Origin of the sequence: Achromobacter sp. JD417 (assembly GCF_041879325.1) — a bacterium.
GTDB lineage: Bacteria > Pseudomonadota > Gammaproteobacteria > Burkholderiales > Burkholderiaceae_B > Achromobacter > Achromobacter mucicolens.
On sequence record NZ_CP087159.1, the window covers coordinates 1554810 to 1578168 of the forward strand.

The 23359-nt window shown below is 67.3% G+C and carries 18 protein-coding genes; 7 read left to right on the top strand and 11 right to left on the bottom strand.

Features of this window, described 5'->3' with window-relative positions:
* Positions 1-11 precede the first annotated feature (11 nt).
* A complete protein-coding gene (cphA, locus tag LN047_RS07125; protein ID WP_373981408.1) occupies positions 12-2627 on the bottom strand; it encodes a cyanophycin synthetase in 2616 nt (871 codons plus the stop codon).
* 259 nt (positions 2628-2886) lie between these two features.
* Here cphA and LN047_RS07130 point away from each other — a divergent pair, with 259 nt between their 5' ends.
* Both LN047_RS07130 and LN047_RS07135 read left to right on the top strand, forming a co-directional pair.
* Positions 2887-5172 (top strand): ABC transporter ATP-binding protein, encoded by a 2286-nt coding sequence (locus LN047_RS07130; RefSeq protein ID WP_373981409.1) that lies wholly within the window; start codon positions 2887-2889, stop codon positions 5170-5172.
* Positions 5173-5195: 23 nt separating this feature from the next.
* Positions 5196-5666: a DUF1854 domain-containing protein gene (locus LN047_RS07135; protein WP_056322203.1), complete on the top strand. Its 471-nt coding sequence runs from the start codon at positions 5196-5198 to the stop codon at positions 5664-5666.
* A gap of 317 nt (positions 5667-5983) precedes the next feature.
* On the opposite strand, the gene LN047_RS07140 is transcribed toward LN047_RS07135, so the two are convergent.
* Positions 5984-7117, bottom strand: coding sequence for a GNAT family N-acetyltransferase (locus LN047_RS07140; protein ID WP_373981410.1), 1134 nt, complete (start codon positions 7115-7117; stop codon positions 5984-5986).
* Between the two features lie 96 nt (positions 7118-7213).
* Here LN047_RS07140 and LN047_RS07145 point away from each other — a divergent pair, with 96 nt between their 5' ends.
* From LN047_RS07145 to LN047_RS07165, 5 genes are all read left to right on the top strand, one after another.
* Positions 7214-8038: a ferritin-like domain-containing protein gene (locus LN047_RS07145; RefSeq protein WP_373981411.1), complete on the top strand. Its 825-nt coding sequence runs from the start codon at positions 7214-7216 to the stop codon at positions 8036-8038.
* Positions 8039-8053: 15 nt separating this feature from the next.
* A complete protein-coding gene (locus LN047_RS07150) occupies positions 8054-8770 on the top strand; it encodes an MOSC domain-containing protein (protein ID WP_373981412.1) in 717 nt (238 codons plus the stop codon).
* A complete protein-coding gene (locus LN047_RS07155) occupies positions 8767-9987 on the top strand; it encodes a lytic murein transglycosylase (protein ID WP_373981413.1) in 1221 nt (406 codons plus the stop codon). Before LN047_RS07150 ends, LN047_RS07155 begins: the two co-directional genes overlap by 4 nt.
* 128 nt (positions 9988-10115) lie before the next feature.
* The gene (locus LN047_RS07160) at positions 10116-10529 is read left to right on the top strand and encodes a YidB family protein (RefSeq protein WP_056322216.1); all 414 of its coding nucleotides are present in this window, start codon (positions 10116-10118) and stop codon (positions 10527-10529) included.
* Between the two features lie 90 nt (positions 10530-10619).
* Entirely contained in the window at positions 10620-11534 is a 915-nt protein-coding gene (locus tag LN047_RS07165; protein ID WP_373981414.1) for a DUF4434 domain-containing protein, read from the top strand.
* 11 nt (positions 11535-11545) lie between these two features.
* Here LN047_RS07165 and LN047_RS07170 read toward each other — a convergent pair whose 3' ends face one another.
* From LN047_RS07170 to LN047_RS07210, 9 genes are all read right to left on the bottom strand, one after another.
* Positions 11546-12676, bottom strand: coding sequence for an acyl-CoA dehydrogenase family protein (locus LN047_RS07170; protein ID WP_373981415.1), 1131 nt, complete (start codon positions 12674-12676; stop codon positions 11546-11548).
* 12 nt (positions 12677-12688) lie between these two features.
* Positions 12689-13363, bottom strand: coding sequence for an alginate O-acetyltransferase AlgF (locus LN047_RS07175; RefSeq protein ID WP_373981416.1), 675 nt, complete (start codon positions 13361-13363; stop codon positions 12689-12691).
* Entirely contained in the window at positions 13360-14853 is a 1494-nt protein-coding gene (locus LN047_RS07180) for an AMP-binding protein (RefSeq protein WP_373981417.1), read from the bottom strand. Before LN047_RS07180 ends, LN047_RS07175 begins: the two co-directional genes overlap by 4 nt.
* Before the next feature lie 25 nt (positions 14854-14878).
* Positions 14879-15118 carry an acyl carrier protein gene (locus LN047_RS07185; RefSeq protein WP_062838589.1) on the bottom strand — a complete coding sequence of 80 codons (240 nt, stop codon included), beginning with the start codon at positions 15116-15118 and terminating at the stop codon, positions 14879-14881.
* Between the two features lie 24 nt (positions 15119-15142).
* On the bottom strand, positions 15143-16723 hold the full coding sequence (locus LN047_RS07190) for an MBOAT family protein (RefSeq protein ID WP_373981418.1): 1581 nt from the start codon (positions 16721-16723) through the stop codon (positions 15143-15145).
* A 9-nt stretch (positions 16724-16732) separates the two neighbouring features.
* The gene (locus LN047_RS07195; RefSeq protein ID WP_373982108.1) at positions 16733-17788 is read right to left on the bottom strand and encodes a cell division protein FtsQ; all 1056 of its coding nucleotides are present in this window, start codon (positions 17786-17788) and stop codon (positions 16733-16735) included.
* Between the two features lie 88 nt (positions 17789-17876).
* Positions 17877-18881: a twin-arginine translocation pathway signal gene (locus LN047_RS07200; RefSeq protein WP_373981419.1), complete on the bottom strand. Its 1005-nt coding sequence runs from the start codon at positions 18879-18881 to the stop codon at positions 17877-17879.
* A 34-nt stretch (positions 18882-18915) separates the two neighbouring features.
* The gene (locus LN047_RS07205) at positions 18916-21663 is read right to left on the bottom strand and encodes a hypothetical protein (protein WP_373981420.1); all 2748 of its coding nucleotides are present in this window, start codon (positions 21661-21663) and stop codon (positions 18916-18918) included.
* Positions 21660-23354 carry a glycosyl transferase family protein gene (locus LN047_RS07210; RefSeq protein WP_373981421.1) on the bottom strand — a complete coding sequence of 565 codons (1695 nt, stop codon included), beginning with the start codon at positions 23352-23354 and terminating at the stop codon, positions 21660-21662. Before LN047_RS07210 ends, LN047_RS07205 begins: the two co-directional genes overlap by 4 nt.
* Between the last annotated feature and the right edge of the window lie 5 nt (positions 23355-23359).

Below are 23359 nucleotides of genomic sequence, written 5' to 3' on the forward strand. Positions count from 1 at the left end.
GCGCAATAGTGTCAGTGTTGTTGGATCCAGCGGCGGACCAGGTCGATGGTCGGGCCGGAGAACGCCTCGTCGGACTGCAGCAGGGCGAAGTCGCCGCTTCCGATGCCATCGAGCACGCTGGCGATGGCCTTGCCGTGGTCAGGCTCTTCCTGGATGTCCTTGACGCGGCTGCCCTGCGCCAGGCCCTGGCGCAGCAGCGCGCGCGCCTCGCCCTCGGGACGCTTGCTGCGCACGGTCGTGTCGTCGTAGAGGACCACGCGGTCGAATGCGTCGCCGAGCAGCTTGCCTTGCTCGATCAGGTCCGCGTCGCGGCGGTCCGCGCCGGCCGAGTAGACCGCGGCGCGCTTGCCGGAAGGAAACTGGTCGATGGCGGCGATCAGCGGGCGCAGCGCCGACGCGTTATGCACGTCGTCCACGACGACGGTCGCGCCATTGCGCTCGAACAGCGTGAACTGCCACGGGGCATCCGCCTGATCGATGTCGAAGGTCTCGATGCCGGCGCGGATCAATTCAACGGGAATGTCCAGCGCCCAGGCCGAACCCACGGCCGCCAGCACGTTCTCGACCTGGAAGGCCACGCGGCCGCCGTGCGTCAGCGGAATGGCGGCGACGTCGGCCAGGCGTTCCTCATGGCTGCCTCGGGCCAGCACGATGCTGCCGTCGCGCACGAACACCGCGCGCCCGTCCTGGGCCAGGTGCTGCACGATGGCGGGCAGGGCGGGGTCGATGCCAAAGAAGATCACGGAACCGTCGCAGAGCTCGGCCATTTCGACCACGCGCGGATCGCGTGCATTCAGCACGGCCACGCCATCGGGCAGGACGACGTCGACCTGCGTGCGGAACACGTTGAACAGGCGCTCGGTTTCGTTGATGTCGAAGTCGCCCAGATGGTCGCCGTCATCGATGTTGGTGACGACGCCGACCTGGCAGCGGTCGTAGGCCAGGCCTTGGCCCAGGATCACGCCGCTGTCGTTCTCGATGACGGCGGCGTCCACGTTGCGGTTCATCAGAAGGCGCGTGCCCGACGCGTAGTCGGCGCGGTCGCCCTTTTGCACCAGGCGGCGGTCCAGATACAGGCCTTCGCTGCACGCCAGGCCCGTGCGCTTGCCCGACAGGTGCAAGAGGCGCGCCACCAGGCGGGCGACGACGGTCTTGCCGTTGGTGCCGGTCACGCCGACGATGGGAATGCGGCCAGCCTCGCCCTCGGGGAAGAGGTGATCGACGATGGCGCGGCCCACGGGGCGCGGCGCGCCGTCGGCGGGCTTCAGGTGCATCAGGAGACCCGGACCGGCGTTGACTTCGACAATGGCGCCGCGCTGTTCGTCCAGGGGGCGCGTAATGTCTTCGGCCACCAGGTCCACACCGGCAATGTCCAGGCCGACGATGCGTGCCGCGAGCGTCACGGTGGCCGCGACGCTGGGGTGAACGCGGTCGGTCACGTCGAATGCGACGTTGCCGCTGCGCTGCACCAGCACGCGCTGGCCCTCGGGCGGAACGCTGTCTTCGGTGAGGCCCTGGCGCGCGATTTCCAGCCGGGCGGCGGAATCCAGGCGCACAAAATTGAGCGGATGGTTCTCGGTGCGGCCGCGGCGCGGGTCGGTGTTGATCTGGCTGTCGATGAGTTCGGTGACCGTGGACTTGCCGTCGCCCGTGACCCACGCCGGTTCGCCGGCGGCAGCGGCGACCATGCGGTTGCCCACCACCAGCAGGCGGTGTTCGTTGCCCAGCACGAAGCGTTCGACGATGACGCCGCTGCCTTCGTCCACGGCGACGCGGTAGGCTGACACCACTTCCTCGCGGGTCGTCAGGTTGGTGAAGACGCCGCGGCCATGGTTGCCGTCGTAGGGCTTGACCACCACGGGCAGGCCGATGTCTTCGGCGGCGTCCCAGGCGTCTTCCTCGCTGTCGACCAGGCGCCCTTCGGGCACCGGCACGCCGCAGGTCGACAGCAATTCCTTGGTCAGGTCCTTGTCGCGCGAGATGCCCTCGGCGATGGCGCTGGTGCGATCGGTCTCGGCCGTCCAGATGCGGCGTTGCGCCGAGCCGTAGCCGAATTGGACGAGGTTGCCCTCAAAAAGGCGGATATACGGAATGTCGCGGTCGTCGGCCGCATCCACGATGCACGCGGTGCTGGGGCCGAGGCAATGGCGGTCGACCAGGCTGCGCAGCTTGGCGACGGTGGCGGACACGTCGAACGGGCGGTCCTCGATGGCGGCCATGACGAGGTCGCGCGCTTCGTTCAGCGCGGTGCGGGTGACCTGTTCCTGCCAGGCGCGAACCACCACTTTATAGACGCCGCGCTTGGAGGTTTCGCGCGCCTTGCCGAAGCCGCCGCGCAGGCCCGCCAGGTTCTGCAGTTCAAGCGTGACGTGCTCGAGAATGTGGCCGGGCCAGGTGCCTTCCTTCAGGCGGGCCAGAAATCCGCCTCGCACGCCGGGGCTGCACCGGTGCTCGATCAGGGTCGGCAACCATTCGGTCAGGCGCTCATAAAATCCGGGAATCGTGTTGGAGGGGTAGTCCTCCAGTTCGCCGATATCCACCCATGCTTCAAGGACCGGACGATACGTCCAAATGTTCGGGCCGCGCAAAGCCACGACATCGATAAATTCAATGTCTTTCTTTTTCATGTTTTAATTCGCTCGAGAAGCAGGTTGGCACGCGCGGACGCCCCTATGCAAGACCGCGATTTTATTGGGGTTGCGCCTTAAGAATAATGCCAACGAGTGGGGGATCCCAGATGTTCCTAATTAGAAAAATCGGCTGATACTATACGACGCCTTCATGGCGTGAACTCGTGGTGTTGTAAGGAAGGGACACGTTTGCCGCCCCTGGCGTCAAACCGGTTGCCGCCTAGTAGGGCAGAGTCCTGGCCCGGTATGCGTTCCAATGAAAAAACCAAACCTGCTTTCCGGCCTTGCCGACGCATTTCCTGCCCGCTGGCGGGATGAAATCCGCACCGAACTGGCGGATGACGAAACCCTTCTGGCCTGGGTCGAAATGGACCTCGATCAGCGCTTGAAGTTCCAGCCGGGACTGGTCGCCGTCACCGATAAACGGCTGATCGCCCGCCTTCCCGACGATTCCGGTTGGGAATCCTGGCCATATGGCCCCCAACTGAAGCTATCTCTCAGCGACCATGCCGGCGCCGCCGTGCTGGAACTGCATGACGACAGCGCGCGCCTTGCCGTCTGGCGGTTCACGCTGGCGTGCAATCACGCGGCGTTGCGGCTTTTGGCGCAGTTTGAAACCCAGCAGTCCATCCGTTTGTCGGGCAAACAGGCCGAAGCGCTGGAAGAGCGCACCTGCACCATCTGTAATAACGTCATTCCCGCGGGCGAGGAAGAATGTCCGACCTGCAACCAGGAACAGGCCGCGCCGTCGACCACCTGGGCGCTGCTGCGGTTGTGGCGGTTTGCGCGGCCCTATCGCGGCCCGCTGTTTGCCGGCTTTCTGCTGACATTGCTGGGCACCGCGGCCACGCTGGTGCCGCCGTACCTGACGATGCCCTTGATGGACGACGTGCTGATCCCGTTCCAGAACGGCGCACCCATCGATTACAGCCTGGTGCGCCTGTATTTGGGCGGTCTGCTGGGATCGGCGATCCTGGCGTGGGGGCTGGGCTGGGCGCGCACGTACATTCTGGCGTGGGTCAGCGAACGCATCGGGGCCGATCTGCGAACCACCACTTACGCGCACTTGCAGCAGCTTTCGCTTGAGTATTTCGGCGGAAAGCGCACCGGCGACCTGATCTCGCGCATCGGCAGCGAAACCGACCGCATCTGCGTGTTCCTGTCGCTGCACCTCTTGGACTTCGCCACCGACATCCTCATGATCGCCATGACGGCGGTCATCCTGATCAGCATCAATCCGTGGCTTGCGCTGGTCACGCTGGTGCCGCTGCCGTTCATCATCTGGATGATCCATGCCGTGCGCGACCGCCTGCGCCACGGCTTCGAAAAAGTCGACCGCATCTGGTCCGAGATCACCAACGTGCTGGCCGACACCATTCCCGGCATTCGCGTGGTCAAGGCGTTTGCGCAGGAAAAACGCGAGGTCGCGCGCTTTCGCGAAGCCAACAACCGCAACCTGGAAGTCAACGATCGCGTCAACACCACGTGGTCGCTGTTCTCGCCCACCGTCACGCTGCTGACCGAAGTCGGTTTGCTGGTGGTGTGGATCTTCGGCATCTGGCAGGTCTCGCAAAAGCAGATCACCGTGGGCGTGCTGGCCGCGTTCCTGGCGTATATCGGGCGTTTCTACATGCGCCTGGATTCCATGAGCCGCATCGTGTCGGTCACGCAAAAGGCCGCTGCCGGCGCCAAGCGCATCTTTGACATCCTGGACCATGTGTCCAGCGTGCCCGAGCCGCAAAACCCCGCCAAGCTGCCGCACATCAATGGCCGCATCGAGCTGCGCGACGTCGGTTTCCGCTATGGCAACCGCCAGGTCATCCGCGGGCTGAACCTGACTATCGCGCCGGGCGAAATGATCGGGCTGGTGGGACACAGCGGTTCCGGCAAGAGCACGCTGATCAACCTGATCTGCCGCTTCTACGACGTATCCGAAGGCGCGGTGCTGGTCGATGGCGCCGACATCCGTTCGGTACGTGTGGCCGACTACCGCCGCAATATCGGGCTGGTGCTGCAGGAGCCGTTCCTGTTCTTCGGCACCATTGCCGAGAACATCGCCTACGGCCGGCCCGACGCCACCCGTGACGAGATCGTGGCCGCGGCGCGCGCCGCGCATGCGCACGAGTTCATCCTGCGCCTGCCGCATGGCTACGACTCGCTGGTGGGCGAACGCGGTCAGGCCTTGTCGGGCGGCGAACGCCAGCGCATCTCGATCGCGCGCGCGCTGTTGATCGACCCGCGCATCCTGATCCTGGACGAAGCGACGTCGTCGGTGGACACCACGACCGAGAAAGAGATTCAGAAGGCCCTGGACAACCTGGTGCGCGGCCGCACCACGATTGCGATTGCGCACCGCCTGAGCACGCTGCGCAAGGCCGACCGCCTGGTGGTCCTGGACCGCGGCCAGATCGTGGAGCAGGGCCCGCACGAAGAACTGATGGCCCGCGAGGGCGCCTACTACCGCCTTTATCAGGCGCAGGCGCGCCAGGCGGAAGCCGACGCCCAGGCGTCGGGCAGCGAAGACATGGCCGCGGTGGCCTGACGCGGAAACGGAATAACCTCGCCATGACCTTGCCGTTCTTTCAATTGCGCCGCAACGCCTTTGGCCGCCTGGAGTTCCAGTCCGCCGACGGCGAATCGCATGAAGGCGTCCTGCCGGTGCGCGCCTTCCCGATCAGCGAGGCGGGCCGCGGCCTGTCGCTGGTGACCAGCGACGGGCACGAGCTGCTGTGGATTGAACACCTTTCCGACGTCCCCGCCGAGCCGCGCGCCCTGATCGAAGAAGAACTCGCCAGCCGCGAGTTCATGCCCGAGATCCGCAAGCTGACCAGCGTGTCCACCTACGCCACGCCCAGCGTCTGGAAGGTCGAGACCGACCGCGGCGCCACCTCGTTCACGCTGCGCGGCGAAGAAGACATCCGCCGCCTGTCCGCGCAGACGCTGCTCATCGCCGACAACCACGGCATCTTCTACCTGGTGCGCGACATCCAGTCGCTGGACAAGCACAGCCGCAAGCTGCTGGACCGGTTTCTCTGACGGTTCAGGCGGGCTTTCTAAAGTCGGTGTCAGACACCCGGGGATAGCGGCTTCAGCCTGCGCGCGTGTTTCAGGGGTGTCAGACACCTGGCAGAATATGCACATTCCAGGGGTTTCTACACCGGGCAACACTCTCAAGCGTCTGATACGGGGCAACGCTCTCAGGTGTCTGAACACGCTCATCGGTCCGCTTGTAGCGATAGCTAATCACTACAGTGGCCAAGATACAAGGTGTCTGACACCCTGCAGAGATGGACTTCAACTCGCCCGTGCGCATCATGGGTGTCTGACACCGCTGCGGCCGCGCGTTACCGGCATTACGCACCCGGCCCCTTGAACGGCGTGTGCGATTCCAGTTCCCCGAGATAATCCGTCACTGCCGCGGTTTCCTCGTCCAGGAAGTTCTGGATCGCCTCGGCAAAACCCGGGTGGGCCACCCAGTGCGCTGACCACGTTGGCGTAGGCAGCAGCCCGCGCGCCATCTTGTGTTCGCCCTGCGCGCCGCCTTCGAAGCGCGCAATGCCATGCGCGATGCAATACGCGATCGACTGCATGTAGCACGTCTCGAAATGCAGACCCGGCACGTATTCCGTCGCACCCCAGTAGCGCCCGTACAGGGCGTCGCCGCCCGCCAGATTCAGGGCGCACGCCACCGGCTCGCCGTCGCGTTCGGCCAGGATCAGCACGAAGGCGTCGGGTTGGTCGCGATGGGCACGCTCGAAGAACTCGCGGCTCAGGTAGGGCGGGTTGCCGTGGTTAAAGTAGGTGCGGCAGTAGCAGCTGTAGAAGAAATCCAGTTCTTCCATGCCAATTTCGCCGCCGCGCAGCCAGCGGAACGTGAGGCCCGCCGCCGCGACCTTCTTGCGGTCCTGGCGGATCTTCTTGCGCTTGTCGTGGCTCATGGCGGACAGGAACGCGTCGAAGTCGGCGTAGCCCGCATTGGTCCAGTGAAACTGCACGCTCTCGCGGATCATGAAGCCGGCTTCCCGCAGCGCACGCACGTCGGCGTCGATGGGAAAGAGCAGGTGCAGCGACGACACGTTGACCTCTTCGGCAAACGCGACCAGCCCGCGCACCAGCGTGGCGCGGTCTTCGTCGTTGGCCGCCAACAGCCGCGGGCCGGTGACCGGCGTGAACGGGATGGCCGACAACAGCTTCGGGTAGTAGCGCATGCCGTGCCGCTGGAAGGCGTCGGCCCACGCGTAGTCGAACACATATTCGCCGCGCGAATGCGACTTCAGGTAGAGCGGCACCGCACCGGCCAGCACATCGTCCCGCCACAACGCCATGAAATGCGGCGCCCAGCCCGTCTGGCGCGACGCGCAGCCGGTCTCGTGCAGCGCCAGCAGAAAGGCGTGGCGCAGAAAAGGCTGATCCCCGGCCAGCGCGTCCCATTGGCGGGCGTCGATGCGGGACAGATCGGTTTCCAAGGTAAGGCGCAAGGGATCCATCCGCGAATGATAAAGTCTTCGGCTACGCCTGGCGTGCAAGCCATGGCAATGACAGGGATTTGAGGCGCCCAGGCGGCGCCCGGGAACGACGGCAACATGGACAGCAGCAAGACGGCCCCCGGCGGGCAGGAGGACGATGCGCGTTGCATCCGCGCGCAGGCGCTGGCGGCGCTGGCCGCCACGGCATGGCCCGAGAAGCTGGCGCGCGTGCACGCCATTGCCGACGATGCGCGGCTCGATTGCGCACGCGTCTTTGCGCCGGTCGCGGGATTGCCCGGCCGCCCGCCGCGGCCCGAACTGGTCCCGCCGGCCCAGGTCAGCCAGCGTTCCATGGCCACGCAGGAGGGCCGCGCGGCGCTCTTGCACGCGCTGGCCCACATCGAGTTCAACGCCGTGAACCTGGCGCTGGACATCATGTGGCGTTTTGCCGGCATGCCCGAGGCCTTCTACCGCGACTGGCTGCGCGTGGCGCGCGAAGAGGCGCTGCATTTCGACCTGCTGCGCCAGCGGCTGGACGCGCTGGGATTCGCCTATGGCGACTTTCCCGCGCACAACGGCTTGTGGGACATGGCCGAGCGCACGCGGGACGACCTGCTGGCGCGCCTGGCGCTGGTGCCGCGCACGCTGGAAGCGCGCGGTCTGGACGCGTCTCCCATGATCCGGAACAAGCTGGCGGGCGCGGGCGATGCGCAAAGCGCCGCCATCGTGGACATCATCCTGCGCGACGAGATCGACCATGTCGCGATCGGCAATCACTGGTACAAGCAGCAGTGCGCGCTGGCGGGCAAGGAGCCGGTTGCCTGCTACGCGGAACTGGCGGCGCGCTATCAGGCGCCCCGCCTGCGTGGCCCCTTCAACCTGGAGGCGCGGCGCGCCGCGGGATTCGACGACGACGAGCTTGCCGCGCTGCAGGCCGGCTGATTGGAAGACGGAAAGATGAACATCACGATCGACGCCCTGCTGACGGGCGCGGTGCGGCCGCTGGGCGATTCGGGACGCGACAGCGGCATCGACAAGCAGCCGGTTGCCGAACGGCGCTGGCTGGGCCTGGAAGGGCTGGACGGGGACGAACAGGCGGACCGGCGCTTTCATGGCGGCCCGGAAAAAGCGTTGCATCACTATGCGCGCGATCACTATCCCGCGTGGCGCGAGGCGCTGGGCGAACGCGCCGTACTGCGTGCGCCCGGCGCCTTCGGCGAGAATCTTTCCACGACCGGCCTGACCGAAAGCGGCGTGTGCGTGGGCGACATCTATCGCGCGGGCACGGCGCTGATCCAGGTGTCGCAGGCGCGCCAGCCATGCTGGAAACTGGACCACCGGTTCCAGCACAAGGGCATGGCCGCGCAGGTTCAGGCCAGCGGCATGACGGGCTGGTATTACCGCGTGCTGCAGACGGGCTGGCTGTCGGCTGGCGACACCCTCACGCTTGCGCAGCGGCTGCATCCGCAATGGACGCTGGCGCGCGTGCAGGACATCCTGAACCGCCGGGTGCTCGATCCCGACGTGCTGCACGCGCTTGCCGCGTTGCCCGAACTGTCGCCCAACTGGCGTGCGCTGTTTGAAAAGCGCGCCCGTGCCGGTGAAGTCGAAGACTGGACGCGGCGCCTGCAAGGCGATACCGCGATCGCACCTCCCAAGGAATCCCAAGCATGAAATCCCTGTTGAGCGGCGCCCGCGCCGCGGTAACGACCGCCGCGCTGATCCTGCCCGCGCCTGCGGCGCTGGCCGCCGACTCCTTTGCCGCCTGCCTGTCGACACTGCGGGCGCCCGCCTTGAAGGCCGGCGTCTCGGGCGCGACGTTCGACACGCACACCGCCCAGCTCGTGCCGGACATGGCGGTGATCGATCTGCTGGACGCGCAGCCGGAATTCAAGACGCCCATCTGGGACTACATGGCCGGCCTGGTGGACGACGAGCGCGTGGCCGACGGGCAGGCCGGCATGGCGCGCTGGCAGGCCGAGCTGGACCGGGCCTCGGTGCGCTATGGCGTGGACCCGGCCACCATCGCCGCGGTGTGGGGCGTGGAAAGCAATTTCGGCCGCACGCTGGGCGGCCGGCCGTTGCTGACCTCGCTGTCCACGCTGTCCTGCTATGGCCGGCGGCAGGCGTATTTCCGCGGCGAGTTCTTTGCCACGCTGAAGATCATCCAGGACGAGCACATTGCGCCCGAGCGTCTTGTCGGATCCTGGGCGGGCGCCTTCGGCCAGACCCAGTTCATGCCGTCCACCTACCTGCGGCTGGCGGTGGACTTTGACGGCGATGGCCGCCGGGATCTGGTCGACAGCGTGCCGGATGCGCTGGGGTCGACGGCCAATTTCCTCAAGCGCGCGGGCTGGAATCCGGGACTGGTCTGGGGCTATGAGGTCAAGCTGCCGGCCGGGCTGGATACAGCCGGGGCAGGCCGCAAGAACAAGCGTCCGATGTCCGCGTGGGCCAGACAGGGCGTGACGCGCGCCGACGGGCAGGCGTTGCCGGCGGGCGACACCCCGGCCGGGCTGCTGCTGCCGGCCGGCCGCAACGGCCCGGCGTTCCTCGTCACGCGCAATTTCGACGCCTTGTACTCGTACAACGCGGCCGAAAGCTACGCGCTGGCGATCGCGCATCTGTCGGACCGCCTGCGGGGCGGCGGTCCGCTGTTGCAGGCCTGGCCAACGGACGATCCTGGCCTGTCGCGCGCCGAGCGGCGCGAACTGCAGCGCCTCTTGATCGCCCGGGGTTACGACCTGGGCGAACCCGACGGCATGATCGGCGCCCGTACGCGGCAGGCCTTGCAGGCCGCCCAGCGCGAATTGGGACTGCCGCCGGACGGGCGCGCGGGCCAGAAGGCGTTGAAGGCGCTGCGGGCATCGGCGGCCCCGGCCAAAGGGTGAACCGGATCGCGTGGCCACGAGCGCGATTTACAACTTTTGCAAAGTCGTCGCCGGCGGCAACAGCATTGACGCACACCGCGCTTTTCATGGGCCTATACTGATTTCCCGACTTTTTCAGGAGCGCGGCAATGAGCCTATTGGACACTTTGGCCTCGATGGCCGGCGGCGGTCAGCAAGGCGGATCGGCCTCGCTGCTGCCCGCGCTGATCGAACAACTGAACAAGTACCCCGGCGGCCTGACCGGGCTGATCGCCAGCTTCCAGAAGGGCGGACTGGGCGAAGTCGTGGCGTCATGGGTGGGCACGGGCCAGAACCTGCCCGTCAGCCCGAGCCAGCTCGGCGCTGTGCTGGATCCCGGCGTCGTGAACGAACTGGCCGCCAAGACGGGGCAAGACGAGAGCGCCGTGCTGGATTCCCTGTCGGCCCTGCTGCCGCAACTGGTCGATAAGGCCACGCCCGACGGCGCGGTGCAACCCGGCCAATCCTTCAACCCGGCCGATCTGCTGGGTTCGCTTTCGGGCATCTTCGGCAACCGCGGATAAGGGCAGGGCAGTCTTCTGGAACATCCGCAGCTCAAGTCCCCCCTGCGCCGGCGCCTGTTTCAGGCGCTGGCCATCGGCGCGCTAGCGCCCTTGGCGGCATGCTCGCCGCCGGTTTCCGTAAATGCCACGTTTCTGCAGCTCTGGCGCAGCCACGCAGACCTGACGCCTGACGACTGGCGGCTGCGGCTGCGCAGTTTCCGCCGGCTGGGCAGCCGCGAGATCTTCCTGCAATGGACCGGCCTGGAAGGCGGGCGGCCAGACGACTGGATGGCGCCCGGCGCGCTGCTGGACACGCTGTTCGACGAAGCCGCGCACCAGGGCCTGGGCATCCACGTCGGCCTGCCGTACGACCAGCGCTGGTGGGACGTGCTGGCCCGCGCCGACACCCCTGCGCTGGCCGCCTTCCTGGAGCAGACGCGCGAGCGCGGCGTCGCGTACATGCGCGAATCCGGCTGGAACCAGCGCCGCGCCTTCCGCGGATGGTATCTGCCGTATGAGCTGGAACAGTACAACTGGGCGTCCGACGAGCGGCAGTCGCTCTTGCTGCCGTGGCTGGACGCGCTGTCGCGCGCGGCGCTGGACACCAGCAGCAGCGTGCCCTGCATCTCCACCTATTTCAGCCGGCTGCCGGGCAACGGGTCGCTGGCGACGCTGTGGAGCCGCATTCTGGACCAAGTGGGTATCCATCCCATGATTCAGGATGGCGTGGGCGTGGCGGGGATGGACAACCTGCGCGCGCTGGCGCCGCTGCACGACATGCTGCTGGAACGCCGTGCGTCGTTCGACCTGATCCTGGAGCTCTTCGAGGAACTGCCGTCAGGCGCGACTGACGGCTCGACGTTCAAGGCGCGTTCGGCCGACTTTCCGCGGGTGTACGAGCAATGGGAAGTGGCGCGCGGCTATGGCGCCAAGCGCATCGTGGCTTTCGCGCTGGACCCGTGGGTGATCGGCGATACGCCCGAGGCGCAGGCCTTGATGCAGGCCTGGATGGACGCGCGCGTCTGACGCGCGCCGCGTCAATTGAAGCTGCGGCCGATGATTTCCAGCATGACCTCGCTCGTGCCCCCGAAGATGCGCAGCGCGCGCGCGTCGGCCCAGGCGCGGCCGATGCCGTATTCCGCCATGTAGCCATACCCGCCGTACAGCTGCAGCAGGTCGTCCAGGATGCGGCCCTGCATCTCGGTCGCATTGAGCTTGGCGATGGCCGCCGTCGTGGCGTCCAGCTCGCCTTCCATCATGCGCGCCAGGCAATCGTCCAGAAACACGCGCAGCATGACGCTCTGCGCGCGTGCGTTCGCCAGCTTGAAGCGCGTGTTCTGGTAGTCGATCACGCGGCGGCCAAACACCTTGCGCTCGCGCGTGTACTGCGCGGCCTCATCCAGCATCCCTTCCTGCGAGGCCGCCGCGCGGAGCGCAATGGCCAGGCGTTCGCGCGCCAGTTCGCGCGTCATGATCTCGAACGCCTGGTTGAGCGGACCCAGCAGGCAATCGGCCGGTACGCGCGCGTCGTTGAAGAAGAGCTCGCAGGTGTCCTGGCTGTGCTGGCCGATCTTGTGCAGCGGCCCGCCCTTCGTAAAGCCGGGCAGGTTTTCCTCTACACAGAAGAGCGACAGCCCGCGCGCGCCCAGGTCCGGATCGGTGCTGGCCAGCACGATGGCCAGGCCCGCGTTCACGCCATTGGTGATGAAGGTCTTTTGCCCATCGAGTACGAAGTGGTCGCCATCGCGCCGCGCGCGGGTGCGCACGGCCTTCAGGTCGCTGCCCGCATCGGGCTCGGTCAGCGCGATGGCGCCGATGGTCTCGCCGCGCGTCATGGCGGGCAGCCAGCGTTGCTTCTGCGCGTCGGTGCCGACGTTCATCAGGTACGGCGCGACCATGTCGGAATGGATCGAAAAGCCGATGCCCAGGAAGTTCGCACGGGCCAGTTCCTCGATCACCACGGCCGCATGACCGAAGTCGCCGCCCGCTCCATAGGGGTCCGGCAGCGCGCAGTTGAGCAACCCCTCTTCGCCAGCGCGCCGCCACAGCGCGCGCGGCGTTACGCCGGCGGCTTCCCATTCGGCATAGTGGGGTGCGATCTCGCTGGCAATGAAGCGCTTGACCTGGTCGCGAAAGAGTTCGTGGTCGTCCCGGAATACGCGGCGCATGACGGTGTCTTCCTATTTCTTGTACGGGTCCGTGCCGCTGGCTTGCCCGCGCAGCACGGGGGCTTCTGGCGTGCCGGTCAGGAACAGGCTGTAGTGGTCGCCGGGTTGCAAGGCCGGCAGCGGCATCGCCTTGGACGCGGCGGCGCCGCAGCCGGCGGCCAGCGTCGCGCTGACCGGATTGATCGCGCGCGCGGCGGACGCGCCGGGCTCGACGTCCTTGAACAGGACGGGGCCAGACGGGCTGACGGACAACTGTCCGGCCGGGCAGTCCGTCGCCAGATTGTAAAAGCGCAGCTCGGCCTTTAGCGCATCCTGCGCGCCGGCGCTATCGTCGATGACGCTGAAGGACAGCCTGCCGCCGTCGCGCCGCGGCACCAGCGTGCTGAACGTGTCGGGCGCCACCTGCAGCGTGCCGGCCAGCTTGCCGTCGATGCGCACGTCAAAGGGCTGGTTGCCCTTCACGATGGCGTAGGTGGTGGCTTGCCGGTCTGGGCCGATCTCCTGCACCGGGCCTTGGGCGACCTGCGCCTGCAGCGGATTCACGTGCGGATTGACCACCCGCACGAACGAGGACCCCGCGGGCGGCCGGGCCGCATACAGTTGCGCCAGCACGCCTTCGGCGGCGGCGCTGGCGGCGCAGGTCGCCATCGCAAGGGTGAGGGCCAGGCTAAAAGAGGTGCGAGTCATGCTTGCGGCTCCGTTTTCTTGCTAAGGCGCGTTTCAAGATACAGCCGTTCGAGCTGCTTGCGGTCTGCCTTGTCGGTGCTGGTGGTGGGAAAGCGCGGGCACGCCACCAGCTCCGAGGGAATCATGTAGGGGGGCAGACGGCGGCCCAGCGTGTGCTTCCAGTCCGCCAGTCCGGCCGGCAGCGGCTGCAATCCGGTGGAGGGGGCGTGCGGGCCGTCGCCGCTGCCCGCGGGTTCCGCAAAGCCGATCAGGCGGACAATGGCGCCGTCGGGCCGTCGCAGCGCCACCGTCGCGCCGGCGCGCACGCCAGGCAGCGCGGCGATGGCCGCGTCGATCTCCGCCAGTTCGATGCGGTAGCCGTGCAGCTTGATCTGGTCGTCGATGCGGCCGCGGAACGTGACCAGCCCTTGCGCGTCGATCTCGCCCAGGTCACCCGTGCGGTAGCCGCGCTTGCCGCCGCGCGTGAACATGCGCGTGGCGTTCAGATCAGGGCGGTTCAGGTACCCGCGCATGACGTGATCGCCCGCGATGCTGATCTCACCGTTTTCGATGAACACCTCGGCATACGGTTTGGCGCGTCCGATGGGAAACGGGTTGGGCGCCGCCGCGCGCAGCGCCGGATCGATCTCGACCCAGGTGGTCGAGCAGGTGGCCTCGGTCGGACCGTAGGAATTGACGATGCGCACCTGCGGAAAGCGCTGCCACAGTTCTTCGGCCAGGGCAGGGGTTAGCGATTCCGCCCCGAAGACGAAGACGCGCAGGTCCGGCAGGTGGGCATGATCAAAATCGGGATTGAACAATTGCTGCCGCACGAACGAGGGCGTGGAGGCCCAGACGCTGATGCGGGTGTCGGCCAGGTACTGCACGAACGCATCGCGCTCGGCGATGGTCTCGCGCGGGCACAGCACGCAGGTGCCGCCCAGCGCCAGCGCGCCGACCCAGTTGAACAGCGAGAAATCGAAGCTGAAGAGCATCTGGTCCATGAAGACCGGCGCCGCGCCCAGCGCCAGGCAGTCCGAGATCCAGCCGGCAAAGCGCGACACGCTTTCGCGGCCGATCTGCACGCCCTTCGGGTCGCCCGTGCTGCCGGACGTGAACATGATGTAAGCGAGGCCTTTCTCTTGCAGCGGTGCGGCGGGGGCCTGGGCAGCGGTAAAACGCGCCGCTTGCGCGTCGTAACGCAGGCCGGCGCGCACCAGTTCGCCGATGCGCGCGATGCGCTCGGGCGGGTTGATGACGTCGACCGGCACGAAGGGCACGCCCAGTCTCAGGCAACCCAGCATGGCCACCAGAAACGCCGTCTCCTTGTGGCCGGTAATCACCAGCGGCGTATCGGCGTGTGCGCCGGCCTGCCGAGCTGCCTGTTCCCAGGCGTCGGTGGCCGCGCGTAGCGCGCCCCAGGACGTCGGCCCGCGCGCGTCCACGACGGCGATGGCATCCGCGCCCTCCTGCGTGTCGGCGAAGTCGAAGGCATTGAAGTCGAAACGCATGGTCCGGCCCTCCGGTGGCGGCGCGTCAGGCGCGGCGGTGTTCCGCAATGAAGGCGGCCAGCGTGTGCACCGATTCCAGATGCACGTCGATCTCCGTGGGCGGGATCTTGCAGCCGAACTCGCGCTCGACCGCCAGCGCCACGTCCACCGCCGCCAGCGAATCGACCAGCCCCGACTCGATCAGCAGCGTGTCCGGATCGACCTGCGTGAGGATGATGCCTTCGACGAGTTGCGCCACTTTGGCTTCGATAGCGTTGATGTCCATGTCATGCTCCGCGACCTTGCAGGGTCAGAATTGGAAATAGAGAAACCGGGCTTCCTTGTGCAGATTGGCCAGGCAGAAAACCAGCAGCACCAGCATCACCGCCATCCATGCCAGGTTGGGGCGCCACCGCATGAAGGGCTGCGGGGCCTCGTTGGGCTTGAACAGGGCGGGCGACCACCGGCCCAGGATCTGATGCGAATTGGGTGCGAACCATGCGATGGCCAGCAGCACGACAGCATAGATGAGCTGCATGTGGTGTCCGGCGATGACGCGCCAGGCGTCGCCAAAGGCCAGGCCGGCAACGTGGGCGGACAGGTCCAGCGGCTCGACGCCGCGCGCGCCCGCCATGCCCTGCACCAGCAGCATCGCGTCGCCCACGCCGTGCGCGCGGAAAAAAGCCTGCGCGACCAGCACCGCGACGAAGGTGATGAGCACGCACAGCGCGCGCGTGGCGGCGTGCGTGTTGCGGGCGGCGGCGGGCTTGCGGCCCACGACGAAGATGCGCCAGGCGTGGTTCACGGACAGGTACATGGCGTGCAGCAAGCCGAACACCACGAACTGAAAGCCCGCGCCGTGCCACACGCCCGCCAGCGTCATCGTGAACAGGGTCGGCAGCGCGATGCTGCCCGCAAAACCGCCCAGCGTCTTGAGCCCGGCTGACCCGACCGGCAATTCGCGATTCGTGCGCCATTTGTTCACGGCCACCGCCACCGGGTAGTACAGGTACGCGGTGATGTAGCGCGTCAGCGTCATGTGCCAGCGCGCCCAGAATTCGATGATGTTGCCCGCCTTGTAGGGCGAATTGAAATTCAGCGGGAAGCGGATGCCGAACATCTTCGCCAGCCCCAGCGCCATGTCCGAATAGCCCGAGAAATCGAAATACAGCTGGAGCGCGTAGCACAGGCTCGCGCCCCACGAGCCGAAGAACTGCAGCTCGCCCGGCGCCGCAAAGCCCGCGTCGGCGTACGGGGCGATGCCATCGGCCAGCAGCACCTTCTTGGCCAGCCCGATCACGAACAGCATGGCGCCCACCGACAGGTTCTCGGCCCGGAACCGGTAATTTTCCGGCTGGGCAAACTGCGGCATCATCTCCTTGTGATGCAGGATGGGGCCGGCAATCAGGTGCGGAAAGAACGTCACGAACAGCACGTAGCTGAGCAGGCTGCGCTCTTTCACGACGCCCGCCTTGCAGTCGAGCAGATAGCCGATCTGCGTGAACGTGAAGAACGAGATGCCCAGCGGCAAGATGATGTCGTCCGCCGACGCGGCGGTCATGCCCAGGTCGTTCAGGAAGTTGAGCAGCGTCGCGAAGTACTTGTAGTGAAACAGCAGCGCCAGGTCCGCGCCCACGCCCAGCCCCACGATCAGGCCCTGCAGCCGTGGCCGCCCCGCGTAGTGCAGTATCAGCTGGCTGACGATGTAGTTGAAGGCGATGGATCCGGCCAGCAGCACGACGAACTGCGGATTCCACCAGCCGTAGAAGACGAGCGAGGTCAAACACAGCCATAGCGCCGCCAGACGCACGTTCAGCGGTCCCAGCGCGTAATACACCGCCAGCGTGACGGGCAGGAAGATCAGGAGGAACAGGTAGGAATTGAATAGCATCGTGGTTCGCTACGGGATGCGGGCCAGCAGGGCTTGTTCGTCCGCGGTCAGCGGCAGCGACAGGGCGTTTTCCGAGAACTCCCAGATGACCAGCTTCAGGCTGGCGGGCCATTGCGCGCGCTGGCCCAGCGCCATCGTCAGCGCGCCCGAAAACTGCCCGCCATCCAGGCTCATGTTCCAGACCTCGCGCGACAGGCCCATGCCCAGGCGCTCGGCGAACTGGCTGCGGCGGCCATTTGAGCTGCCCGCCAGCAGCACCTCGACCGGTGGCGGCTCGTCCAGCAGGCCACCGCTACGCACGGGTTCGATCTTCGCTTCGGACACCGCTTCCAGCGCGGGCCGCCATCCGGGCGGCGCGTTTTCAAGGCCTGCCAGCACGATCAGGTCGCCCATGCGCGGCTGCGGCGCGGACGCCGGCTCCGTCTTGAAGGCCTGCGTGCCCGGTCCGTTCAGCAGCGGCAAGGCGGCCTCGGCCACGCGCGTGGCCGAGGCCTGCGCACCCTGCGCGTTCATGTGCACGTCCGTTCGGAAAAAGCGCGGCGCGGGGGCGGCCAGCAGCGCGTCGCGCAGGTCCACGAAGGGCACGCCTTCCGCGCGCAGCGCGTCCTGCCAGGCGTCCAGCGTCCGGCGCATCGGTTGCGACACCGGCAGGCCGCAAAGCTGGCCGGCCTCGATGCGCGATTTGTCCGGCACTGCCACCACCAGCACCTGTACCTGTTTGGCGCGCAGCTCGCGCACCCAATGCCGCATCAGGCGCAGGCGATCGTCAAAGACATGGACGCCCGGGGGCGGGCGCAGTCCGTCGCGGTAGAACAGCCACTGCGGGCAGCCCATTGCGACCTGCCCGCCCAGGTCGCCGAAGAGGCGGTAGCGCAGGGCCGCGTTCCAGGTGTCGACGTCGGCCTGGCGCGGCAATGCCAGCGCCTTGTTCAGCGCGGCGCCGGCCGAGCCGTCCAGCCAGGCGGACGGCGACACGGCAACCGCGCCGATGCGCGCCTGCACCAGCCGCCAGCCGCCCCATCCCAGGCCGACGGCGAGCAGCAACGCCACCACCCACGCGGTCAGCCGGTGGCCGCTCGCCTCCGGGCCGCTCGCCTCCGGGGGGGCGGCGCGCCGCCGGCCGGCGTCCGATTTTTCCGGCGCATTCACGCGCTTACTTCCCGATCGCCGCTTTCATGCGCGCACGCCAGGTGTCGGCGCTCATGATCGAGGCGTTGTCCCACAAACCGCGCGCGTCGGGCCCTTGCGCATAGGTGGGTTCGAACATCTGCCACACCAGCACCTGCGGCTTGTTCTGCTTGAACGCGGGCGACTCCAGGTATTCCAGCAGCATGATCCAGTGGCCCACGTTGCCGGGTTTCCAGTTGACCGACACCGGACGATCCAGCGCGTTGGACAGCTTCTGCGGAAAGCCGAAGTAGGGCTGCACCATGCTGTGGCCGGTGACGTGCACCGGCGCCGGCGTGTCGTCCAGCAGACTCTGGTTGTCGGCCTGACGGCGCACGGTGAACGTCTCGCGTCCGGCCTGCTTGCGCTGATCCGGCGTCAGGAAAAGCTCGGCCAGATCGCCATAGCGGCGTTCGTTGACCACGCTGCCCAGTTGCATGCCGGTGCCCGGCTTGCCGGCCAGCGTCTTCACGTCCGTCTTGATGAGCTGCGCCAGCGCGTCGGCGGTGGCGTCCGCGGCAGCCTGCGTCCAATGCTGGTCCGTGCGGTAGAACACCTCCTGGCCGCTGCGCTTGACCCCCTGCAGCACGGCCTCGTCGTCGACGGTGGAGATGCCCGCCTGCTTGAGTTTGTCCTGGATGGTCTGGTAGCGCTTCTTCACGTCGGCGCTGAGCGTCTTGCCGTCCGGCAGCTTGTCCTGATAGAAGAGGGTCTTGTCGGGCAGCACCAGCACTTCAAGCTGGATGCCCTTGGCCGCCAGCGCGTCGCGCGTCTCGCGCACGAGCTGCGTGGACGCGTCGATGCCGCGCATGTCCACCTGCGTCAGGCTGCCCCAGCCGGGAAAGAGCCAGTTGTCCTTGCCCTGAATGACGATGGACGAGGCCTGCTGGGCCTGCGCCGCTGTGGCGCACGCCGCCAGCAGGACGGCCGATGCCAGCGCGCGCGCCGCGCCGGGCAGGGCGCGTTTCGGAAGACGGGTTGCATGGTGCATGGATGAACTCCTTGTGTTGCGGATCGGCGTGCCGTCAGTACGACAGGGTCAGGTTGATGAACAGGCCCTTGGCCCGGTCGGCCTGCCCGCCGCCGATGTTGAAGCGGTATTGCGTCGTCAGGTCCAGATAGGACATGGGCGCGGTGTAATGGCCTTCGCGGAACCAGTAGCGCAGGTTGAAGCCCGGGCCGGCGCCCATCGACCACGAAGTCGTGTCGCCCAGCAGCCGGTAGGAATCGGCGCCATCGATGTCAAAGCCCGTGACGCGGTTCTTGTTCCACAGCCAGTCCGCGCCGATGACGGCATAGGGAAAGAACACCAGCCGCTCGCTGATCGCGTCCAGCCGATAGCTGCGTCCCACGCGCAGCTCGCCAGCGCCGAACGCCTGATCGCGCTTTAGACGGCCCGACGACTTCTCGCCGTCCACGCCGGTCGCGTTGTCGCGCAGCCAGAACTTCGCGGGCATGTCCTGCCAGGAATAACCAGCCTGCACATAGCCTTCCATCGTGAACCAGTCGGGACGGTCGATGCGCAGTGTTGTGCCTTCGTACAGCCCGTAGGTCACGTAGGCCAGCCAGCCGCCGCTGCCGGCGTCCGTCTGGTAGTGCGCGGTCTGGTTGTCGCGGTTGAGCGCGCAGCGCAGCGCCGACGGGTCCGGGCTGAACGTGCCGCGGCGCGTGGCGCTGCCCAGGTTGAACTGGCGCTCCAGGCCGAACGTCAGGCCCACTTCGGTGGATGGAGTGAAGCGCATGCCCAGCGACCCGATGGTGGTGGGAATGCCCGAAATGCCTTGATTGGTGGCTCCGGCGATGTCGACCGTGCCGCCGCACGGGTCGGACACGGTCTGGCTGGCGGTCCGGCCGCCTTTGTCGTACAGCGTGTTCGACAAGCGCCCGTACAGTTCGAAGGTGCGGGTCGACGAATTCAGGAAGTCGGATGGGCGCCAGAAGATTTCGGTGGTGCTGAACACCGCGTCGCCGGGCACGGTGATGGCTGCGCCGCCCAGCCCCGACGATGCGGGCCGCGCGCCGCGGTAGCCGGCCGAAAAGTAGCCGCCCCATTCGCGCGACAGGCCGCCGATGGCGTTGCGGGTGTCGAACCGCTGCTGGGGCGTGAGGTCCAGCTTGCCCGCGTCGTTCTCGTCGATGGCGGTCTTCAGGCGATCGACCGCGCCGCGCTTGTCTCCCGTGCCGGCCAGCGCATAGCCTTCGTCCAGGATCACCGTGGGCGGCGCCTTGCCGGTCGCGCGCGCCGCCTGGAAGTCCTGCAGCGCCAGCTTGGGCTGGCGCATGCGCTGGTGCAGATAGCCGCGCTGCATCAGCAGCGCGGGATCGTCCGGCTGCGCGGCCAGCGCCTCGCTCATGCGCGTATTGGCCTCGGCCAGCTGCGCGGCGTTGCCCGCCGCCAGCGTGGTGGTCAGGAGGCGCTGGTATTCCTTGTTGGCGGGATCCTGTTCGACGGCCTTGCGCGCCTGGCCGATGGCTTCCTGGTAGTCCTCGCGGGCATAGGCGGCGTAGGCCAGCGAGGCCGGGCCGCCGCTGCCCGCCGCGTCCGACGGCAGTAGTTCGCACGAGGTGCCGTACGGCGTGTCGCGGCAGTCCTGCACGGGCGCGGGATAGTTCGCCAGCGTCAGGGTGGCGGGAACGGCAGGGCGCGCGCGGGCGCGCTTGATGCGCTGCGCCGCGGCCTCGTCGTTGCCGCCCAGCGGTTCGATCAGCGCCAGCGCGCGCGCGTTGTCGCCGGCCGCCAGCGCGGCGTCGGCCGCGATCAGGCGCACATTGCGCCGCTGTTCGTCGTCCAGCCAGTCCTGCTTGAGCGCCGCGTCGAAGTCCGCGTCGGCCGCTTGCGTCTTGCCCTGGCGCTGGCGCAGATAGCCGCGCAAGAGCAGCGCCACGGTGTTTTCGTCGTCCTGCTGCATGGCGTCCGTGGCGGCCGCCTCGGCCGCTTCAAGCTGGTTGTCCAGCATGAGGGCCGTGATGAGCAGCAGGCGGTGGCTGGCGCTGTCCGGCGCCAGCGCGACGGCCTGCCTCGCCAGGGGCACCGCATCGCCTGGACGGTTCGCGATCAGCGCCTGATAGCCTTCTTCGGCGGGCTTGACGGCCATGCGGCGCTTGAGCGTCTGCTGCCGCGCGGCCAGATCGTTCTTGTTCGGCGCGCCCAGCGCCAGGGCCTTGGCGGCCGCCGCCTCGGCATCGGCGTACTTGCCCTGCGCTTCCAGCGCGTCCAGCCACAGCATGGCCCACGCGCCCTGTTTGGGATCGATGCGAAACGCGCGCTCGGCGCCGCGCTCGGCGGCGGGATAGTCCGCGCGGTTGTAGTCGGCGTACGCGCGCGTGGCGATGGGAAAGCCGCGCTGGTAGGCGCTGCTTGGCCGGGGGGCTGAAGCGGCCGACGCACCGGCAGCGGGCGCGGCGGGGCTGGCCGCAGCCGGGCGCAGATTCGCGCGCGCCTGGCGCAGGGCGGGTGTGTCCAGGCCGCTGGCGATCGCGTCAGCCGCCGCCTTGTCGGCTTCCTGGATCTTGCCCTGCTTCTGCAGCGAATAGATCAGCAGCAGGCGCAGGCGCTCGACGTCCGGTCGCAGCACGATGGCCGATTCGGCCTGCTGCTGCGCCAGCACGTAGTTGCCGGCGTCGTAGTTCCGGTAGCCCTCGTCGGCAAACTGCCACGCGGCGCCCTCCAGCGGGGCCTCGGCCCGGGACTGCGCCTGCACGCTCACAGGCGCCGCGGCCCAGACACAGGCCAGGGCCGCGGACAGAACGAGCGATCGGGGAAAGGACGTCATGGAACTGAGGGTTTGGTCGGGGGCGCGGCCGGCGGTTCGCCTTGCCCGGCCTGTTGGAATCGGATGGCTTCGTGCAGCGTGCTTTCGTCCAGCCATCCCTGTTCGGTCAGGATCTGGCCCAGGGGTTTTTTCTCGCGCGCCTGGATCTCCAGCGCCTGCTCCAGCGTGGACTGGTCGATGGCCTGCCACGACAGCAGCAGCTCGCCCAGGCGCTGGCGCTGCTGCGCCAGCTGATCCGTGGACGGGAAATCGTGCATGGTCTTGTCCCACGCCAGCCGCTTGCCCGTGAGCAGGTGGCCGATAAACAGGCGCCAGGCCCGGGCGGCTGCCATGGCATTGATGAAATTGCCGACGATCATCCGCGGAACCGAGAGCAGGGCGTGCTCCCAGCCGTACATGCGGCCAACAAAGTAAGCGCGCTGCACCACGCGCAGCAGCAACGCCACGGCGTTGGCCCACATCAGCGTCACCAGCCAGCCGCCGGGCCGGAAGTACGACGGGTAATACACCGTCCACCACCCAAACAGGTCGGCCAGGTAGAAGACAAAGAAGTTCGCCAGCAGCACGTAGGCCAGGATGGCGATGAAGGACGTGACCAGGCCCTTGCGATCGCGAAAGAGCAGGTACTTGGTCGCCAGCGACCCCGTCCATCCCACCTGCTGCCAACCCTGCAGCCCGATCCCCAGCGTCCAGCGCGCCTTCTGCCGGTAAGCGGTGCGGAAGGTGTTCGGAAAGTATTCGCGCACGCCCAGCGGCATGCGCAGCGGCGCGATGCGTTCCTTGCCCATGCCGAACCACGATTGGCGGCGTGTCACGTACTCGACCGGGAATTTGCCGAAGATCTGGCGCATGCCGCGCTGCGCCAGGCGCGCGCCGATGTCGTAATCCTCGGTCAGCGTGTCCGTGTTGAACGGCTGGTTGTTCGTCTCGGCGGCCAATTCCACCAGCGCCCGGCGCGAAAAGCACGTGCCCACGCCCGCGGACGGCACCATTCTGGACAGGCTCTCGCGCACCACCAGGTCCTTGGTGTGCCATTCCGCGAACTCGTCCATGTAGGTGCCCGCCACCAGCTCGTACCAGTGCCGCTCCAGCGACGTCACCGGCAGCTGGATGAAATCGATGCGCGGCAGCAGGTAGTTGTAGTACTTCAGTTCCAGCGGGTGCAGCACGTCTTCGCTGTCGTGCAGGATCACGCCGGCAAACGGCGCGGGCTGCCTGGCGTCCTGCGCGAAGATCGCCTGCACGATCCAGTTCAGGCAATCGGCCTTGCAGGTCGGGCCGTCGTGCGGCACCTCCACGCGGACCAGCTGGCGATATCGGCGCCGCATCCGCTCCACTTCCTTGATCGTTCGCTCGTCGTTCTGGTAGGTGCCCGCGAAGATCATGTAGTTCTTGTATTCCAGCGTCGACACCATCGTTTCCAGCATCGACGCGATCACGTCGTACTCCAGCCAGGCCGGCACCATGATCGCCAGCGGCTGCTCTTCCTTGGCGCGCAGTTGCTCCGCGGTAAGCGGCGCGTAGCGGCGCTTGACCGTCAGCCGGCGCCGCAGCTCGCGCACCCAGTACCAGCCGTCGATGAACAGGTCATCCAGGCTGGACAGCAGGATGATGACGCCCACCACGGCGGTCACGACCTCCAGCCCGCGGTAGTAATCCGCGATCAGGTAGGGCCAGTAGAGCGAGGACATGTCGA

Bases quoted from the DNA above. Each gene is read 5' to 3' on its own strand.
- LN047_RS07155 (WP_373981413.1), top strand. From the start codon at position 8,767: ATGAAATCCCTGTTGAGCGGCGCCCGCGCCGCGGTAACGACCGCCGCG.
- LN047_RS07140 (WP_373981410.1), bottom strand. From the start codon at position 7,117: ATGGATCCCTTGCGCCTTACCTTGGAAACCGATCTGTCCCGCATCGAC.
- cphA (WP_373981408.1), bottom strand. From the start codon at position 2,627: ATGAAAAAGAAAGACATTGAATTTATCGATGTCGTGGCTTTGCGCGGC.
- LN047_RS07170 (WP_373981415.1), bottom strand. From the start codon at position 12,676: ATGCGCCGCGTATTCCGGGACGACCACGAACTCTTTCGCGACCAGGTC.
- LN047_RS07150 (WP_373981412.1), top strand. From the start codon at position 8,054: ATGAACATCACGATCGACGCCCTGCTGACGGGCGCGGTGCGGCCGCTG.
- LN047_RS07135 (WP_056322203.1), top strand. From the start codon at position 5,196: ATGACCTTGCCGTTCTTTCAATTGCGCCGCAACGCCTTTGGCCGCCTG.
- LN047_RS07190 (WP_373981418.1), bottom strand. From the start codon at position 16,723: ATGCTATTCAATTCCTACCTGTTCCTCCTGATCTTCCTGCCCGTCACG.
- LN047_RS07175 (WP_373981416.1), bottom strand. From the start codon at position 13,363: ATGACTCGCACCTCTTTTAGCCTGGCCCTCACCCTTGCGATGGCGACC.
- LN047_RS07130 (WP_373981409.1), top strand. From the start codon at position 2,887: ATGAAAAAACCAAACCTGCTTTCCGGCCTTGCCGACGCATTTCCTGCC.
- LN047_RS07145 (WP_373981411.1), top strand. From the start codon at position 7,214: ATGGACAGCAGCAAGACGGCCCCCGGCGGGCAGGAGGACGATGCGCGT.
- LN047_RS07180 (WP_373981417.1), bottom strand. From the start codon at position 14,853: ATGCGTTTCGACTTCAATGCCTTCGACTTCGCCGACACGCAGGAGGGC.
- LN047_RS07200 (WP_373981419.1), bottom strand. From the start codon at position 18,881: ATGCACCATGCAACCCGTCTTCCGAAACGCGCCCTGCCCGGCGCGGCG.
- LN047_RS07210 (WP_373981421.1), bottom strand. From the start codon at position 23,354: ATGTCCTCGCTCTACTGGCCCTACCTGATCGCGGATTACTACCGCGGG.
- LN047_RS07185 (WP_062838589.1), bottom strand. From the start codon at position 15,118: ATGGACATCAACGCTATCGAAGCCAAAGTGGCGCAACTCGTCGAAGGC.
- LN047_RS07205 (WP_373981420.1), bottom strand. From the start codon at position 21,663: ATGACGTCCTTTCCCCGATCGCTCGTTCTGTCCGCGGCCCTGGCCTGT.
- LN047_RS07160 (WP_056322216.1), top strand. From the start codon at position 10,116: ATGAGCCTATTGGACACTTTGGCCTCGATGGCCGGCGGCGGTCAGCAA.